15 protein-coding genes are annotated in these 16,223 nt (G+C 53.3%); 5 read left to right on the top strand and 10 right to left on the bottom strand.

Features of this window, described 5'->3' with window-relative positions:
• Positions 1-31: 31 nt before the first annotated feature.
• A complete protein-coding gene (locus tag LOK74_RS23015) occupies positions 32-1,258 on the bottom strand; it encodes an anhydro-N-acetylmuramic acid kinase (protein WP_230044333.1) in 1,227 nt (408 codons plus the stop codon).
• Positions 1,259-1,551: 293 nt separating this feature from the next.
• Here LOK74_RS23015 and LOK74_RS23010 point away from each other — a divergent pair, with 293 nt between their 5' ends.
• Positions 1,552-2,376 carry a DUF2935 domain-containing protein gene (locus LOK74_RS23010; RefSeq protein WP_230044332.1) on the top strand — a complete coding sequence of 275 codons (825 nt, stop codon included), beginning with the start codon at positions 1,552-1,554 and terminating at the stop codon, positions 2,374-2,376.
• Between the two features lie 73 nt (positions 2,377-2,449).
• Here the strand turns inward: LOK74_RS23010 and LOK74_RS23005 are convergent, their stop codons facing one another.
• From LOK74_RS23005 to LOK74_RS22990, 4 genes are read right to left on the bottom strand one after another with little or no spacing between them, the layout of a single operon-like run.
• On the bottom strand, positions 2,450-2,659 hold the full coding sequence (locus LOK74_RS23005; protein ID WP_230044331.1) for a Ger(x)C family spore germination C-terminal domain-containing protein: 210 nt from the start codon (positions 2,657-2,659) through the stop codon (positions 2,450-2,452).
• Positions 2,660-2,666: 7 nt separating this feature from the next.
• The gene (locus LOK74_RS23000) at positions 2,667-3,560 is read right to left on the bottom strand and encodes a Ger(x)C family spore germination protein (RefSeq protein WP_230044330.1); all 894 of its coding nucleotides are present in this window, start codon (positions 3,558-3,560) and stop codon (positions 2,667-2,669) included.
• Positions 3,557-4,657 (bottom strand): GerAB/ArcD/ProY family transporter, encoded by a 1,101-nt coding sequence (locus LOK74_RS22995; protein WP_230044329.1) that lies wholly within the window; start codon positions 4,655-4,657, stop codon positions 3,557-3,559. Before LOK74_RS22995 ends, LOK74_RS23000 begins: the two co-directional genes overlap by 4 nt.
• Positions 4,657-6,192: a spore germination protein gene (locus tag LOK74_RS22990; RefSeq protein ID WP_230044328.1), complete on the bottom strand. Its 1,536-nt coding sequence runs from the start codon at positions 6,190-6,192 to the stop codon at positions 4,657-4,659. The genes LOK74_RS22995 and LOK74_RS22990 overlap by 1 nt, the downstream gene beginning before the upstream one ends.
• A gap of 175 nt (positions 6,193-6,367) precedes the next feature.
• Here LOK74_RS22990 and LOK74_RS22985 point away from each other — a divergent pair, with 175 nt between their 5' ends.
• From LOK74_RS22985 to LOK74_RS24130, 3 genes are all read left to right on the top strand, one after another.
• Positions 6,368-6,793, top strand: coding sequence for a MarR family winged helix-turn-helix transcriptional regulator (locus tag LOK74_RS22985; protein ID WP_230044327.1), 426 nt, complete (start codon positions 6,368-6,370; stop codon positions 6,791-6,793).
• A gap of 301 nt (positions 6,794-7,094) precedes the next feature.
• Entirely contained in the window at positions 7,095-8,276 is a 1,182-nt protein-coding gene (locus LOK74_RS22980; RefSeq protein WP_230044326.1) for an MFS transporter, read from the top strand.
• 335 nt (positions 8,277-8,611) lie between these two features.
• The gene (locus LOK74_RS24130) at positions 8,612-8,743 is read left to right on the top strand and encodes a hypothetical protein (protein ID WP_255679479.1); all 132 of its coding nucleotides are present in this window, start codon (positions 8,612-8,614) and stop codon (positions 8,741-8,743) included.
• A 56-nt stretch (positions 8,744-8,799) separates the two neighbouring features.
• Here LOK74_RS24130 and LOK74_RS22975 read toward each other — a convergent pair whose 3' ends face one another.
• A complete protein-coding gene (locus tag LOK74_RS22975) occupies positions 8,800-10,089 on the bottom strand; it encodes an MFS transporter (protein WP_230044325.1) in 1,290 nt (429 codons plus the stop codon).
• Positions 10,086-10,658 (bottom strand): ArsR/SmtB family transcription factor, encoded by a 573-nt coding sequence (locus LOK74_RS22970; protein ID WP_230044324.1) that lies wholly within the window; start codon positions 10,656-10,658, stop codon positions 10,086-10,088. The genes LOK74_RS22975 and LOK74_RS22970 overlap by 4 nt, the downstream gene beginning before the upstream one ends.
• Before the next feature lie 209 nt (positions 10,659-10,867).
• Here LOK74_RS22970 and LOK74_RS22965 point away from each other — a divergent pair, with 209 nt between their 5' ends.
• Positions 10,868-12,439, top strand: a complete 1,572-nt coding sequence (locus tag LOK74_RS22965) for an FAD-dependent oxidoreductase (protein ID WP_230044323.1) — start codon at positions 10,868-10,870, stop codon at positions 12,437-12,439.
• Between the two features lie 16 nt (positions 12,440-12,455).
• On the opposite strand, the gene LOK74_RS22960 is transcribed toward LOK74_RS22965, so the two are convergent.
• From LOK74_RS22960 to LOK74_RS22950, 3 genes are all read right to left on the bottom strand, one after another.
• Positions 12,456-13,505 carry a Gfo/Idh/MocA family protein gene (locus LOK74_RS22960; protein ID WP_230044322.1) on the bottom strand — a complete coding sequence of 350 codons (1,050 nt, stop codon included), beginning with the start codon at positions 13,503-13,505 and terminating at the stop codon, positions 12,456-12,458.
• 72 nt (positions 13,506-13,577) lie between these two features.
• Positions 13,578-14,543: an ABC transporter permease gene (locus tag LOK74_RS22955; RefSeq protein WP_230044321.1), complete on the bottom strand. Its 966-nt coding sequence runs from the start codon at positions 14,541-14,543 to the stop codon at positions 13,578-13,580.
• The gene (locus tag LOK74_RS22950; protein ID WP_230044320.1) at positions 14,540-16,045 is read right to left on the bottom strand and encodes a sugar ABC transporter ATP-binding protein; all 1,506 of its coding nucleotides are present in this window, start codon (positions 16,043-16,045) and stop codon (positions 14,540-14,542) included. Before LOK74_RS22950 ends, LOK74_RS22955 begins: the two co-directional genes overlap by 4 nt.
• Positions 16,046-16,223 lie beyond the last annotated feature (178 nt).

Here is a 16,223-nt window from a genome sequence, read left to right as displayed (position 1 = left end):
TGAATCCCCCTTGTCTATGATGTACATCTATCTACCAGCATACATTCCCCAGGATGACAGGTCGGGAAGCGCCTGTCACGGATGGAACATTGCTCGGTCTGTCCATCAATGTTTCGTGTCCCAGAATCGCAAACGCCACCGCTTCTTTGGCATCGTCCGGCACACCGTACTCGGCGGTCGTCGTCAGCGTAACGTCTGACGGCAAATCCCGCCTCATCATCTCAAGCAGCGTCAGGTTATGGGCCCCGCCGCCGGAGACGATCACTTCTTTTATGTTTACCTGTGGAAACACGTGCTGCCGATAAGCATCCGTAATCGTTCGGGCTGTCAACGCTGTTGCCGTAGCAATCAGATCGGCAAACGCGAGTTGCAGCTTCTCCCCTTCGCTGACAAAACGATCGGCAAATCCTCTGCCGTACACTTCACGTCCCGTACTTTTTGGCGGGGGCATCTGATAGTATTCATCCTGCAGGAACTGGTGCAGCAGTTCCTCACAGACACGTCCGGCAGAGGCGATTCGACCACTGGCGTCAAAACGCTCCCGTCCGCCTGTTTCCCGGTTGACCAACTCGTCGATCAGCATATTGCCCGGCCCCGTATCGAAAGCGTATATCTGGTCAAGACCAGCAGCAGCCGGAATCACCGTGACGTTGCCGATTCCGCCGATGTTCTGCAGCAGTCTCCCTTTCTGCGGATCACGAAACAGGATCAGGTCTGCGTATGGAACCAATGGTGCGCCTTCACCGCCGGCAGCCAAGTCTCGTGCCCGGAAGTTGCCGATAACAGGGATGCCGATCCTCTCAGCCAGGGTCGACAATTCGCCGATCTGCAGAGAAGCGCGAACCGGCATTTCCCCCTGTGGACCGGGAAAAGGGGTTGTTCCTGCGATGTGCCATACAGTCTGACCATGGACACAGACGGCATCTACTTGGTCAGAGGAGACGCCAGCCTGCTCCAGCAGCTGCCGAACAGCGTAGGCATACCACTCAGCCAAACCAAAATGAGCAACGACCAACTCGTCAAGACGGGCCGTATCCAGATTGCAAAGAGCCAACAGCCTCTTCCGCAACTCCTCCCCGTACGGAACGTAATGAAATGCCTGCAAGGTCGTCTTTTCAATCTCCCCTGCAGCATCTGTATGAATGGAAACGAGCGCAGCATCCACACCATCAAGTGATGTTCCCGACATCAAACCGACTAGCAGATGCTCCTGCTTTTCCCTGTACAATCGCCAGTCACGGCGATTTACGATAGACAAGGACAATCCCCCTTTCACCAGGCCGTTCTCCGCTCGTTTGCTCCCGCTCCACGCTGACTTCAGGCCTGTTTTACATGAAGCGCTTACACTCTTTCCAACCACGTCACTCCAGATCACAGAACTATCTTTTTCCTACGATACTCTCATTCTATGTAATATTATTACCCAAGTCAACCGAATTTTCGGTAATTTTATTACATACGTACTTTTCTCCTCACCCAGTCTTCACACACAGTGACCAGCCCGTTGAAGCGGAATAGAATAAAACAACATCCACTTTTGGGAGGTTGCCCATGTCTGAAAAGCCAATCACCACCTGGGAAGAGCACCAATTCTGGCTAAAGATTCTGGAAGATCACGCCCACTTCGTGCACGATTACCTCTCCCCTAGTGAATATCACTGGGTGCGAGCCGCATCCGCCTATATAGCAGCGTTTGCCCGCCTGAGAGAACAACTCAGACAAATCCCTCCCGATCTGCCAACCGAGTCGGATGCGATGGCTGCTCTCTCCCGCGAGATTTATCCGTTCGCTTCCGGTTACTACCAATTGGAAGGACAACTCCAGCAATTGCGCATCTGCAATGCGATCAATGTCAACCTCAGCCCTACTTATTTCAATGGAACACTCGATGAGAACCAGGAATACCTTCGTCAGCTGGAATGGTACATGAAAGGTGAAGAACCACCAGAGCTGCCATTGGTGGAGTTATTCGAATTATGGCTGGAGGATCAGGCTGGCCACGCCTTGCTGTTGGCCGGGGGAATGGACCCGGTGGAACGAGAGATCATTGAACAGGCGAGGACGTTCGCCGATCGGTTCAGCTTTTACTTGCTCAAAAACAGACAGATGCGCGACTATCTCCGTTTCACCAGACCAATGTTTCCTGCTCAGCAGGTGTTTGCGCAACAAGTCGCCCAAACCGTGCTGGCCTTTACCCAGTTGGTGATGATGGTGATCGACAGATACCGGGATGACGAAGTGCTCAACAAACTAACGCTCCGCTTTCTAGAACATCACCTGCCGGAAGCCTGCTATTTTCTGCGAAAACTGGCACCTTATCTGCCTGAAGACTTTGCTCTGCCGGATTGCCAATTCAGCAAGCCGTACTTTTCTTGACGTCGGCTGATCATTCCTTTCTCCTATCGCTGTGCTTGGGCTCTAGGCGGCAATTGCTTCGTTCCGGGATCGGCTACATCGATACACCAAATCCGCGGATGTGAACAACCGGTTGAATCCTTATCTTCGCTTTTGACAAGGCCTTCCCCCAATCGTCCGCCGCTTCTTTCCAATGGCTGTACTGCCATGCCTGGGCATAGACACCCAAGCCAATCGGATCGATCTGATGTTGTTGGATTTTTTTGATCAACCGATCGCAATCTTGCCTGATTTGCTCAGCCATCAACTTTTCAAGCTGACTGCCTTTCTGCTCCATATCCACTGCAAATAAACGTTCGGTAATGATCACGTTTCATGCCGATCTCAAAGACGAATTGCTCCCGTTCGTATCCCGTCTTGATGTCATACTGAACATCTTGAATATCGAAACTGACCGTACTCCGCTCTTTTTTGGCCTTCGTCTGTGCAGACGGCAGACGAATGGTGAGCGGAATCGGACCAGCCATCTCCCTGGTCAGCAACAGCAACAGGCTGCTCTCCTGTCGGTTCAACGAGGTGGCATACAATCCATTTTTCTTCAACAGTGCTGTCCCGGTCACGATCAGTTCGTTGTTTTGGGCCTTGATTTCGGTCATGCTAGGCGTGATTCGGTCGTCGAGCATCTGCCGGTGAAACTGTTCTAGTCGGACCAAGACAGTACTCCCATTCCGATGAGCCGAGTCGACGATGTCCCGGATCACGATGCCGATCCGCCCCTTGTCCTTCATATTGGCGTATATCACGTCTTTGAGCGGCCCGTCCACCACGATCATTCTGGCGTTGATGTCGTTTTTGGGATCACGGAACAGCACGTCGAGGTCGGGAAAAATGTTTTGTTTCTGCAGCAGCCGTTTGCTGATCAGGACGTTTTGCAGTTTGCCGGCTGCGATCGTACCGGTTGACATCGCATCCAGCCTCTGTCTTGAATGGCGCAGACTGACCGCTTTGTCCGCCGAGATGTTGTACTTTTCTTTTGCTTCAGGCGTGAATACAGGGTAGGTCGTGTAGACGAGCAGCCGATCATCTACCGCTGTATCCAGTCCTAAAACGAGGAGCATTCTCGTCTGTTCCAAAAGCAAGCGGTCGCCGCACCCGGCAACCAGCACCAGGCACGCTGCCATCCCCGTCAACCACAACCTTTTCATTGCAACGCTTCCTTTCGCCATGACCCATATATCCTACTGTACAGCCAAAGCAAGAGCGGAAAAAGAAAGGCCAGAAACAAGCCAACGCTCCCCCACACCTTTTGCAGTTGGGTCACTTGATCGTAATCAGGAACAAACCAGCAGGAGATCACGATCCAGATGAAAACGACAATCCGCAGATGAGCGCGATGATCCTGCCTACCGAGCAGATAACTCGTCCCGAATACGGACACATAGAGGTAGGGGATTACAGTCATAAACAGGACAAACAGGTAAAACGAGAGGAACACAATCTCCAAGCGTTCCAGAAATGGAAACTGAATCAGTTTGAGCAGATTGAGCGTAGGCCAAATAGCATCCATAATCTCCGGCTGACTAAATCTGATATAACTAAGCAGTGTCACTAATAGAAAGATTATCATCGACAACGTGTTGGCGATGATAATCCCTTTGTACGCCTTCTTTTTATCCCTGAGAAAGGGATAATAAAACAGCGCCAGCTCAAAACCTAGAAAGGAGAGGGCCGTCGCCTTAACGGTCTTGAGAATCGGAAGCAGTCCCTCCCTGGCAATCGGTATGAGATTGAGCCATTCCGTATCCCGCATGGCAAACAGCAAGATGAGCGGCATCCACAGCGTACCCAGGTAGACGAACTCGGCAAACCGTCCGATGACCAGCAAGCCGTGCCGGGTGATCATGTAAATCGGCAGTAGAAATAGAAGAGTCAGGGCGAATTGCTTGGTGTTAGGCAAAATCCAGACTCGCATCACATTAAGGATCGTAAAAAAGACCACGCTTGCACCGAACAAGCCATATAAGATCCAGATCACCGACAGTCCGGTGCCAATCCACTTGCCAAAGTACTTGGGAAACAAATCGTACAACGTATCCTGCGGGTTTTTCTCCATCACTTTGATGACGACGAGGCTGGTACATACGGCCAGCATCCACCCGAGCAGGATCGCAATCCACCCATCCGCCCCGGACGTCTCGGCCAGATCGCGCGGCAGCGACAAAACTCCTATCCCCACCTGGGTTTTGTAAATCGTAAAGATGTACTGCGTCAAAGAGAGTTGGTTGTATGCGTATCTCCTCACTAGCGGTCACCACTCTTTCGGCTCGCTGCTTGTTGTCGCCTGCCCTGTTTAGGATCCGTTGAGAGGGGACGTTTGTTCATTTTCCATAGTGGAAAACGGATCCATGTATCTTTCCAATCCTGAAGCCGCATGGGGGAGTTTGGTGTACCGTAAGGCATCCCCAGTGATTCAAGCGAAATCAGATGAGCAATCAAAATCATCAAGCCAATACTGATGCCGATCATGCCGAACAAGGCAGCGCTGATCATCATCGGAAAGCGAACCAAGCGGATTGCTGACGCCATATCATGATCGGGGACGATAAAGGAAGCAATCGCTGTCAACGCTACGATGATCACCATGATATTGCTGACGATCCCGGCCTGTACCGCTGCCTGCCCAATCACAATTCCGCCGACTACGCCAATCGTCTGACCGATTGGGGCCGGCAGCCTGAGACCTGCTTCACGCAGCATTTCCAATGGGAATTCCATTAACAGCGCTTCCAAAATCGGCGGAAAGGGAACCTGTTCGCGCGATTCGCCAACCGAAATCAACAGATCCAGCGGAATCACTTCATAGTGAAATGAGACCATCGCAATGTACAGGGATGGCAGACTTATGGCAATAAAAAAGGCAAATAAGCGTAGGATCCGCAAAAAAGAGGCGATCATCCAGCGAGTGCTATAATCGTCCACACTTTGAAAATAAACAGGGAAGGAGGCCGGCCCTATTAATACTGCTGGGGAGCGGTCGACCACTAAAGCGATACGTCCTTGCAATAGATGGGATGCTACGGAATCGGGCCGTTCGGTCAGCAGGAACTGCGGGAACAAGGTAAAGGGATGATCTTCAATAAACTCCACCAATTCGCCGCTATTAATCATCGCATCCACATCAATCTGTTGAACGCGATCCTCTATTTCGGTGACGAACTGAGGATTGACGATGTCCTGCAAAAACAGCAGCGAAACCTCTGTTCTGCTCCGTTTTCCAACTATGTACTGCTGTATCTTCAACTGACGGTTAGGCAAGTATCTGCGAATCAGCGCAATGTTTCTCGAAGCGGTTTCGACAAAACCCTGGTGTCCGCCCTTTAATGTAGATTCATTCTGCGGTTCTGTGATCTGCCGTTGCGGCCACCCCTGATTCTGAAAGACGAGTGCGCTGCCGTGCCCTTCGATGAACAGCACACTGTTTCCGTCAAACAGAGCCTCCTCGACTTTCTCCCACGAGCGAGTCGAACGGACCTTTCCGATCGGCAGCGTGATCTGGAACAACTCGCTTGTCGAACCGATTTCATAGAGAAGCGGCCGCAATATCTGGTCGTTAAGAGACACCTTGTCAACCATATCTTCCAGATAGACGAGCAGCAACTCCTCCCCGGAGTGTATCTGCAAGTGGCGCAATGCCAGGTCAGGTGCATGGGAAAAAAGCTGGAGCAACATCTGTTCATTGCTGGCCAGATCTGACGACAAGAAATCTCCTCTCTGTGTCGCTTGTTCAGTCCGGGTACCTTTTCCTGCCTTTTTGACCCACTTGCGGTAGTTACGCATAGCCACAACTCCCCATGATCTACCACTTTTATCATGTGTAGAAACGAAGAAACTATACGATTACCCTGTTCACCTGCCGTCTTGACGCAGGAAAACGCTGATGCTACAATAGGCCATAAAATAGTTAGGTGGTTTATTATTAAAGGGGGAGACAAATATCAAACAGTGGAACCCATTGCACGCGCCGATCCTACCCGTAGACCTCTTCCTCCGCCTGTACAAAACAAACGCCACACTGGTTCGCCGATTAGAAGAGCGGCTGCATCCGCTTGACCTCACTCTGGGCCGCTTATGTCTGCTGGTGGCGCTGCGGGGCACGGAGCAGCCCATGCTTCCTTCCGAGCTCAGTGACGATTTGGCCGTGACCCGGGCCAATGTGAGCGGACTGCTCAATGCGCTGGAGCGGCTGGAGATGGTGCAGCGGGTATTTGACCAAACCGACCGCCGCCGAATCCTGGTCCACCTGACCGAGAAAGGCAGGCAGACATTGGAGGCTGCGTGGCCGATTTACGAAGAAGCTATCTCGTCCGGTCTGGGGCGTCTGACAGTTGATGAGCAGCAGACCTTTCTGCAGCTGTTAAAAAAGCTGGAATCCTTCTAAGGTAGTAGTGACAGGAAGGCTCGCATCATATTGTGTTTCCGTGCCGGCTTGGTTATTTGGCGTAGATCAACATTTGGTTAATTGCTTAATTATAAACTAACTAACAAATGAGGCCGCCTACTGCTCCCGTAAACATAAGGTGTTCTTCTTTGATCCTACGGTGTGATGGTTCCTTCTCAATGGCAAATGTCTTGACCTTCACGGGAAATTTTTTGATCGTCGTGTTTTCCCGCGTTTCTCCGCCCTATCGTTAATCACCTAACTATTTATCCGTTAATCACTTTCCAAGGAGGTTTATCTCATGTCATCCAAACTGCTTGCTGTTCTTGCCCTCTGCTCGTTTTTCGTCGGACTTGACTCGATCATTACCGTTCCACTACTGCCCGAGATGACTCAATCTGCCAACATGCCTGAAAAGCTTGGGGCGCTGCTGGTAACGGCGTATGCACTCGTCTATATGCTGTCAGCACCGCTGTTCGGGGCGCTTTCCGATCGCTGGGGACGCAAACGACTAATCCTCTGTGGGATGCTGGTGCTTGGTGTCGGTACGCTGCTGACAGGATGGGCGAGCAGTTTTCCCGCGCTGCTTGCTTTTCGGGCCCTAACCGGACTTGGTGCAGGGATGATTGAACCGACGGTGTTTGCCCTGATCGGCGACCGCGTCCCTTACGAACAGCGCGGACGGGCAACAGGCATTGTGATGGGTGCGCTGATCGGTTCCACACTGTTTGGGGTGCCGCTGGGCACGTACTTTGCCCAATTCGGCTCATGGCGCTGGACCTTCTGGGGGATTGGCATCCTGGCCTTTGTCGTTTTGCTCGTGATCTCGTGGGGCATTCCCCAGGACCGGCCGCAGAAGTCTGCAGCGGGAGCAGCATCCGGCTTGTTGGGTCGCTCGTTCCGGGCGGCACTCTCGAGTCGTTCCGTCTTTTTTGCGCTGCTCTCTACCTTCCTTTGGTTTGGCGCCCTGCAAGGGATGTTTTCCAACATCGGGACCTATTATCATCTGACGTTCCAGCTTGACGTCCGGCAGATCGGCCTCATTCTGATGCTGGCCGGATTCGGCAGTGTACTAGGAAATGTGATTGGCGGCAGAATGGCTGACAAACTGGGGAAAAAAGTGGTCATCGGGTTGGCCAGCATCGCCTGCGCCTTTGGCGTCCTCGGCATTTCTCTGATAGAGGCAAGTATCGCCACGGCGATCATGGTCCATGTGGCCTGGGCTACGGCTTTTGGCTTTGGGCAGGCGGCCTTGACCGCACTGGCGTCCGAACTGCACCCAGAAGTGCGAGGAACGGTGATGTCGCTCAACAGTTCCGCGATGTACGCCGGCATGGTCGTCGCTTCTGCCGCTTCTGCACCCTTGCTGCAGCAGATTGGCTTTGCTCCGATTGGCGTGATGTGTGCACTAGCGTCTCTGCTGGTCTGGCCGATCTCTCGGGCGATCAGAGAACAGCATCCTGTGTCCGTTTCCCAGCGGTAATAAGCCAACCAACGACGAAACGTTCATTGACAGCACTGACTCGTCCATTCTGCTTCGTACATTCTACACCCTAAAGAGTTCCAAGACGTGGAAGAAGGCCAAAGGGTGCTTACCTCCACGTCTTCCTTCTTATCAGCAGCTTGCTGTTGTTTTAGGCTGTTGTTTTAGGCTGTTGTTTTAGGCGAAAGTCTGCTTGCGGTTTGGAAAGGTACGTGTTACATTATAATTAGTTTAACGTAATATATATTTTAATCTGGACAACCATCCATCCTTTCTCTTCATGGTGCCAGTCACGTCACACGAAACCTTTCCCAATCTAGCGAGGTGATTGATAGATGGAAAAAAGAAATATCTTTTCCCCATATCGTTCAGCCACTACCGGAGACAGTCACACGGCCAAATCAGCGGATCGCCGTATCTTTACGCAGCGTGTTCGCAAGTTTCTCGGACGGACGTCGAAAAAATAACTACAACGATACAAACCAACATCTGCTCACCCTGCGCCCTAGATCGAAGCATTCTCTCAGCCTAGCTGACCGGCTCGATCATCCCTCAACGCAGCAGATGACTCATCTTCGAGCTGCAGCTTTGCCAACGGTGTGAACAGGTAGACCAGTACACCACTTATCACAATCAACACGCCGCCTGCAGCGATGATCATGCTGGAGCTATAAGCTGCTGCCAAGGGGCCCGCCGCGATAATCGCAAACGGCAGCAGAGCGAAGCTGATCGTCATCAGTACGCCGTATACTTGGGCCTGTTGATGCTGCGGCACAGTCGTCTGGACGATCATCATTTCCGGGACGTTTATCGCGGTCTGGGTTACACCAAAGAGAAAACAGGAAACGACAATCATCCATAACCACGGCGACAACCCGACGAGCAAATAAGCCAAGCCGCTGATGATACCTGCCCATACAAAAAGCAATCCCTGCCGCTTGATCGTGATCCTTGTCAGCAGAAGCCCCATCAACAAGGCACCAAGCGCGATACTAGCGCGCAGCAGCGTCAGCGTCGCTGCATCACCCCCTAGATCCTCCGCGACAAAAATGGCCGAGAGGGAGAGAAACGGTGCACTTCCCAGGTTCAGGAAAATGGCAAACACGGCTAAACCGAAGATCAACTTATGTTTTTTGACGATTCGGAAACCTTCCCCTACGCGTTGATGGTAGGGTCTTTTTTCTGTCGTAATAGATCCCGCTTCAGCTGAATGCTGCTCCTTATCTGGCCTAGCTAACAAGATGATAAAAGCAGACAATACAAATACAACAGCTGCAATCACCAATGTCGCGCTGGCGGAAAGCAGTGTGACCAGCGCACCTGCACCAGCCAGCCCGAGCAGGGAGACCACTTGGCTGGAAGATTGCAGGAAAGCATTGGCCTGTTGAAGCTGTGATGAGTGCGTTACTCTCGGCAGCAGCGCAACGGATGCAGGGTTGTAGAAAGCACCGATCGCTGACTCCATCGAGGCAACCAGGAAGAACAGCCACAATGGCAGGCTGCCCAGGTAGAAACAGATGGGTATCAGTAGCACGAGCAATCCGCGAAACAGGTCAGAGGCGAACATCCAGCGATGCAGTTGTCCTCGCGACAGCAGCGGGGTGACGACGGAACTGAGCAGCATCTGCGGCAGCAGTATACAGAGAAACAAGAGAGATGTACTGACCGCGTCACCGCCACTTTCAATGAGCAGCCAGACGACAGCGATGGAGACAAAGTTTTCGGCGATGTCCTTCAATGTGCGGGAGAAGAACAAATAACGGTAGCGCGTATGCCATAACCCGGCTGGCAGCACTTGTGAAGCGGCGCTCATCGATGCTCCTCCCCCTCTCTCGGATTCGTATCTTCCCGTCCTCTGTCCGGATGATCCCCTTCCCCGCGCTGTATGCCCTGCTCGGCTTCGCCCTTCATCACTTCTCTGATCATTACCCCTACTGACACTTCCTTCAGACGGTCCGTCGGCGCTTGAGGGATGATTCTCTCCCACTTCAGCAGCAGTTGCACCATCTCATCCTTGAGTTGCTCGATCTGCTGCTCCGTGAGCATCAACTGCGATTTGATCGGCGGATCAGAAGGATCGGGACTTTCACCTACCAATTGGGGATGAAAAACGGTCCCCACCGACTGATAGTACTTTTCCACAATCCCCGACACCTCTCGTGTTTCCACCAGCTTGATCAGGCCACCGTCAGCCAGACGCTGCATATGGTAGTGGATGTTTCCCGGTGTCTGCCGCAGCAGATCGGCCACCTGCTTGGCGGTGCGCGGCACCTCCGCAATCGCATGCAGGATTTGGATGCGGATGGCACTAGCCAACAGCTTCTGCTGTTCGATGGAAATCGGAACTGCTTTGTTTGAACCACTGTTTGAACCGTTGGACATGTGATGCACCACCTTAGATCTAAATATATCACTCATTCTGTAAATCCAGATCGTATTGTGAATACAGATTAACAAGAGATAAAGGACTCGTCAAGCACAACAAAAGAAAAAAGGGATTGCCATCTATTACTAGAATAATATGGATGAACGATCAACTGAGTCATACGGAAGTTCAGGAAGGAGCGAAAGAGAGAAGGGAGTGTTGTGCCATGCGTGAACAACATGCCGACATCGTCATCGTCGGCGGCGGTACCGGTGGATGTGCTGCCGCCCTAGCAGCTGCCAAACTGGGCAAGCAAGTAGTCATGACGGAAGAAACCAACTGGATCGGTGGTCAACTGACCAGCCAAGGAGTACCTCCTGATGAACATCCCTGGATTGAACAGTTTGGATGTACCCGCAGTTATCGAGCCTTTCGCAACGGTGTCCGCGACTATTACCGACGCCACTTTCCACTGACGCCTGCTGCGAGAGCCCATCCCTATCTAAACCCGGGCAACGGTTGGGTCAGCCGACTCTGTCATGAGCCGCGAGCGGCTCTTTCCGTCCTGCAGCAGATGCTTGCACCGTATGTTCACAGCGGCAGGGTGACGATATTGACTCGGCATCGGCTCATCTCTGCTCAGACGGCGGACGACCGGATCATCTCGATCACAGTGGAAAGCGCGGAAAGCGGTGATCGGCTGGAACTAGCCGCCCCCTATATCTTGGATGCCACCGAATCAGGCGACGTCCTGCCGCTCGCAGGTGTCGAGTATGTAACGGGTGCGGAATCAGTGGAGCAGACCGGGGAGCCGCACGCTGTCCAGGGAGAGCCGCAGCCGATGGACATGCAGGCGTTTACCCACTGTTTCGCCATCGACTACCACCAGGGGGAAGATCATACCATCGAGAAACCGGAGTCCTACCACTTTTGGCGCGAATACAAGCCCGATTTCTGGCCAGACAAGCTGCTCAGCTGGACGGGGATGCGGCCTGACACACACGAACCGATAACGTATGAGCTGTTTCCGGGCACCAACCGTCCCTCTCTGTATGACTACCGTCAGATTGCCGACAAGCACAATTTTTCAGGAGGGCTATACCCCAGCAGCATCTCGATGGTCAACTGGCCGCAAAACGATTTCTGGCTCGGGCCCGTGATCGAGGTGAGTGAAAAGGAACGGCAGCGCCACCTCTACCAGGCGAAGCAGCTAAGCCTGTCCTTGCTCTACTGGCTGCAGACAGAAGCGCCACGGCCAGATGGCAAGCAGGGGTACCCCGGACTTCGTCTGCGAAAAGACGTTTTTGGAACCGAAGACGGGCTGGCCATCGCTCCCTATCTGCGCGAATCGAGACGAATCAAGGCAGAGTTCACCGTGCTTGAGCAGCACCTCAGCCCGACTTGCCGACCAGATGGCAAGGCCGAGACCTTCCCTGATGCCGTCGGGATCGGCTGCTATCGGATCGATCTGCACCCCAGCACGGGCAATCGGCCGTACCTGTACATCCCATCCTTGCCGTACCAGATACCACTCGGCTGCCTGATTCCAATACGGGTGGACAATCTGCTGCCGGCCTGCAAAAATGCCGGGGTAACCCATATCACAAACGGCTGCTTCCGGCTCCACCCCGTAGAGTGGAACATAGGAGAAGCAGCCGGGTACATTGCCGCATACTGCCTGGAGAGGAAGCTCTCCCCCCGATCGGTCCGCAACGATCCGCAGGAGTTGGCTGAATTCCAGCGGCTGCTGACACGCGAAGGGGTGGAACTGTCCTGGCCCTCCATGCGCGCGGTGTAACCTTTTTGGACGGGACTCAATAGGCGGGTGGATCAATTCGCAGCTTAATCCCCCGTTCGGCCGATTCGAGAGCGGCCCACACCACTCGCAAGGCGATCAGCCCGTCTTCTCCGCTGATCGGTGGCGCCGCTCCCATTACAATGCTGTCGACAAAGGCATCTATCACGCCGCTGTTGGTCTGGTTGTCGTTCGTCTGCATCGCCGCCAACTGGTACCTGATCCTCTCCCCATTCGGTTTGACGATCTCCAATGGATAGGTAGGGTCGGCGTAGATCCGCATCTCTCCATGCTGGCAGTAGAGAATCGTGCTGTTGTCCTCTTCTCCGTAGTACGTCCAGCTAAATGAGGCTGTACCCATAGTGCCGCTCGTCATCCGAAACAGGCAAACCATGTTGTCGCATACAGCTATCGGATTGCCCTGTCCGTCCTTTTTGTCCAGCACGCCCTGCAGCGCGGTTACTTCCGCGAATTCATCGTCCAGCAGATAACGGATCAGGTCTACTTTATGGATGCCCAGGTCTCCGGCCACCCCCAGCACGGAACGCTGTTTGTCAAAGAACCAGGTGGTCGAGCCCTTGGTCGCGCTCCAGTGCTCCGGCCCTCTGTGGCCGAAGTTCGTTTGAAAGGAAAGGACTTTGCCCAGTTCGCCGCTTTGCAGGATTTGCTTTGCTTTTTGATGTGCTTTGCTCAGTCGTTGATTGTGTCCGACCATCAGGATTTTGCCCGACTCTTTTTGGGCACGGATGATTTCTGCGGCGTGCTCCAGAGTGATCGCAAGCGGTTTCTCGCACAACACATGCTTGCCGTGCTGCAGAGCCAGTGTGCTGATCACGTGATGAGTCTCATTGGAAGAACAGTCGCTGATGGCGTCAATGGTCTTATCCTCCATAATCTCGCGGTAATCGTCCACCACTCGCCCTCCATATCGGTTGGCCAGTTGCTCCGCTCTCTCCCGGTTGCGATCGTAAAAGGCGGCAATCGTCACGTGCGGATTGTTGGCGTACTCCGGCGCATGGCGAAACTCGGCAATCGAGCCGCAGCCAATGATTGCTACATGTATCGTCATCTTGTCCCCTCCGCTCTTTCCTTTGTATGAAAACGTATCGGCTCTTCCCATACTACAGCGATACGACAGAACCTAATCCTTCTTTTGCAGCAGGACAGCGATGATAATGATCAGCCCTTTCACCAGTCCCTGCAGATACGGCGACACATTTAACAGGTTCATCATGTTGTTCAGGATTCCCAGGATGAGGACCCCAAAGAAGGTCCCGATCACTTTTCCCCGCCCTCCGCTCATCCGGGTTCCCCCGATGATGACGGCGGCGATAGCATCCAGCTCATAGGCGAGTCCGGAGCTGGCAGAAGAGATCGAATTGAGACGCGACGACTCAACCACTGCTGCCAATGCCACAAACGAGCTGCAGAGCATGTAGACGCCGATTTTAACCCGGTCGACGCGAATGGCAGACAGTAGAGCGGCCCGTTCATTGCTGCCAATCGCGTATACATAGCGCCCAAAGCGCGTCTTGTGCATCAACAGGTAGACTAGCAGCGTGGCAGCCAGGAAGATGATGATCGGATAAGAGATCCCGAGAACATCCTCATTGGCGATCATGGTGTACGTTTCTACCTCACCAGAGATGCTCCCCCCGTCTGCGATGTAGAGAATCAACGAACGGGCCCCCGCCATGACACCCAGCGTGGCAATAAAAGAGGCAATCTTTCCTTTGGTGATCATCACGCCGTTCAAAAAGCCGATCAGCGCCCCGCAAAGAAGCGCCGTGACCAAGGCGAGGAGGACGCTTTCGGTGCCGTTTAGAGCGAGCAGTGCAACTCCCCCGACAAAGGCGAGCACCGCTCCCACCGACAGATCGATGCCGCCCGAGAGCATCACGACCGTCATCCCCAGTGAGATGATGCCGATAATCGAGACCTGGCGCAAAATATTGGTCAGGTTGGTATAGGTAAGAAAACTGCTGTCCGCCAAGGCCGCCAGGATCACGATCACCAGAAATGCTACAGCCACACTGTATTCGGCCCAAATCCAGGAAACCTTCCCTCCCATTTTGCGGGTCACTTTTACTTCCGTCTGGTTCATCATTGCCCCATTCCCTCTTTCCTAGTACCGATTGCGTGCAGCATGATCAGCTCTTCTGTCGCTTGTGACCGTTCCAGAGTAGCGGTGACCTCCCCTTGATGCATCACGATTACCCGATCGCACAGCTTCAATATCTCCGGCACCTCCGAAGAGAGGATGACGATCGCTTTTCCCTGTCGGGCCAGATCCATGATCAGGTGGTAGATGTCGCTTTTAGCGCCCACATCGATCCCTTGTGTCGGGTTGTCAAAAATCAGGATATCGGCGTTTACCTCCAGCCATTTGGCTAATACCACCTTTTGTTGGTTGCCGCCGCTCAAAGTAACGATTGAACTGTCCGGATCGGCCACCTTGATGTTCAGCTGCTCCTTGTACTGGGAAAACATCTGCCGTTCACGTCTGGTATCAATCCATCCGTACTTCCCGTACTGCTGCAGAGCGGTCAAACTCATGTTGGACAACACGCTCAAGTCTTTGATGATCGCATTCTCTTTTCGATTCTTAGGTACAAAGCCGATCCCCGCTTGCAGAGCGTGCCGGGGATGGGTGATCTGCACTGGCTTGCCGTCAACCAGGATCTGTCCGGCCGTTTTTTTGCGGTAGCCGAAGATACATTCGAACAGTTCCGTCCTGCCATCCCCGGCAAGTCCGGTAAAGCCGAGAATCTCTCCTTGATGCAGGGTAAAGGAGACATTGCGGAAAAGACGGTTACAGCTCAATTGCTGCACCTCCAGCCGAGCTGTCCCCTCCGAGCGCGTCACGTAGTAGTCCTGCCCCGCTACCGAGCGTCCTACCATCATCCGTGTAATCTGTTCCTCATCCACGCCAGCGATGTCGCCCGTCCCAGCCAGACTGCCATCTCTGAGAACGGTAAACCGATCACAGACCTCCAGCACTTCTTTCAGCTTGTGCGAGATGTAGATGATGCTGACCCCCGACTGTTTCAGAGAACGGATCAGTGCCATCAGCTTGTTGGTCTCATGATCGGTCAGTGAAGTGGTCGGTTCGTCCATGATGATGATTTTGGCCTCTGCTCGCAGCGCTCTGGCAATCTCGATAATCTGCTTGAAAGAAGCGTCCAAATCTCGCACATACGCCTTGGGATCGAGAGAGATCCCGATCTTGGCCAAAATCTCCGTCGTTTGGCGACACATCTCGTCCACCTGCAGAAATCCGAACCGGTCGGTCAGTTCGGCTCCCAGAAACAAGTTCTCGTACACGCGCAGATCGCTTACGACGTGCAGCTCCTGATGGATAAAGCTGATTCCCAATGCTTTGGCCGCACGGGGATCGGATAGGACAGCGCTGCGGCCAAACAGGCGAATCTCACCGTCGTCGGGTGACAGCACGCCACCCAGTATGTTCATCAGGGTCGATTTTCCTGCGCCGTTTTCCCCCAGCAGGGCATGTACTTCTCCCGCTCCAAGCTGAAAGTCGACCCCTTTTACTACTTGTACCTGATGAAATGACTTGGTGATTCCCTGCATCTGGAGAATGTATTCCATGCTTGCTCCCCCTTCCCCGCACATGCTGATGAAACTGCGTAAAAGCAATACGGTCTCCTGCTTTGCCGCAGTTTCTCAGCTTTTTTGAGGCCAGCTTCGCTGCCGTCTAAAACGACGGACGGCTTCGTGCTGCAGGCAGTTCTTCCGTTCTTCGTCCCTGTCGGCCGATCCTTCTCGC

This window comes from Brevibacillus humidisoli (assembly GCF_020923435.1).
Classification (GTDB): domain Bacteria; phylum Bacillota; class Bacilli; order Brevibacillales; family Brevibacillaceae; genus Brevibacillus_E; species Brevibacillus_E humidisoli.
Note: the sequence above shows the minus strand (reverse complement) of the source record. Positions and strands in the feature narration are given on the sequence as shown.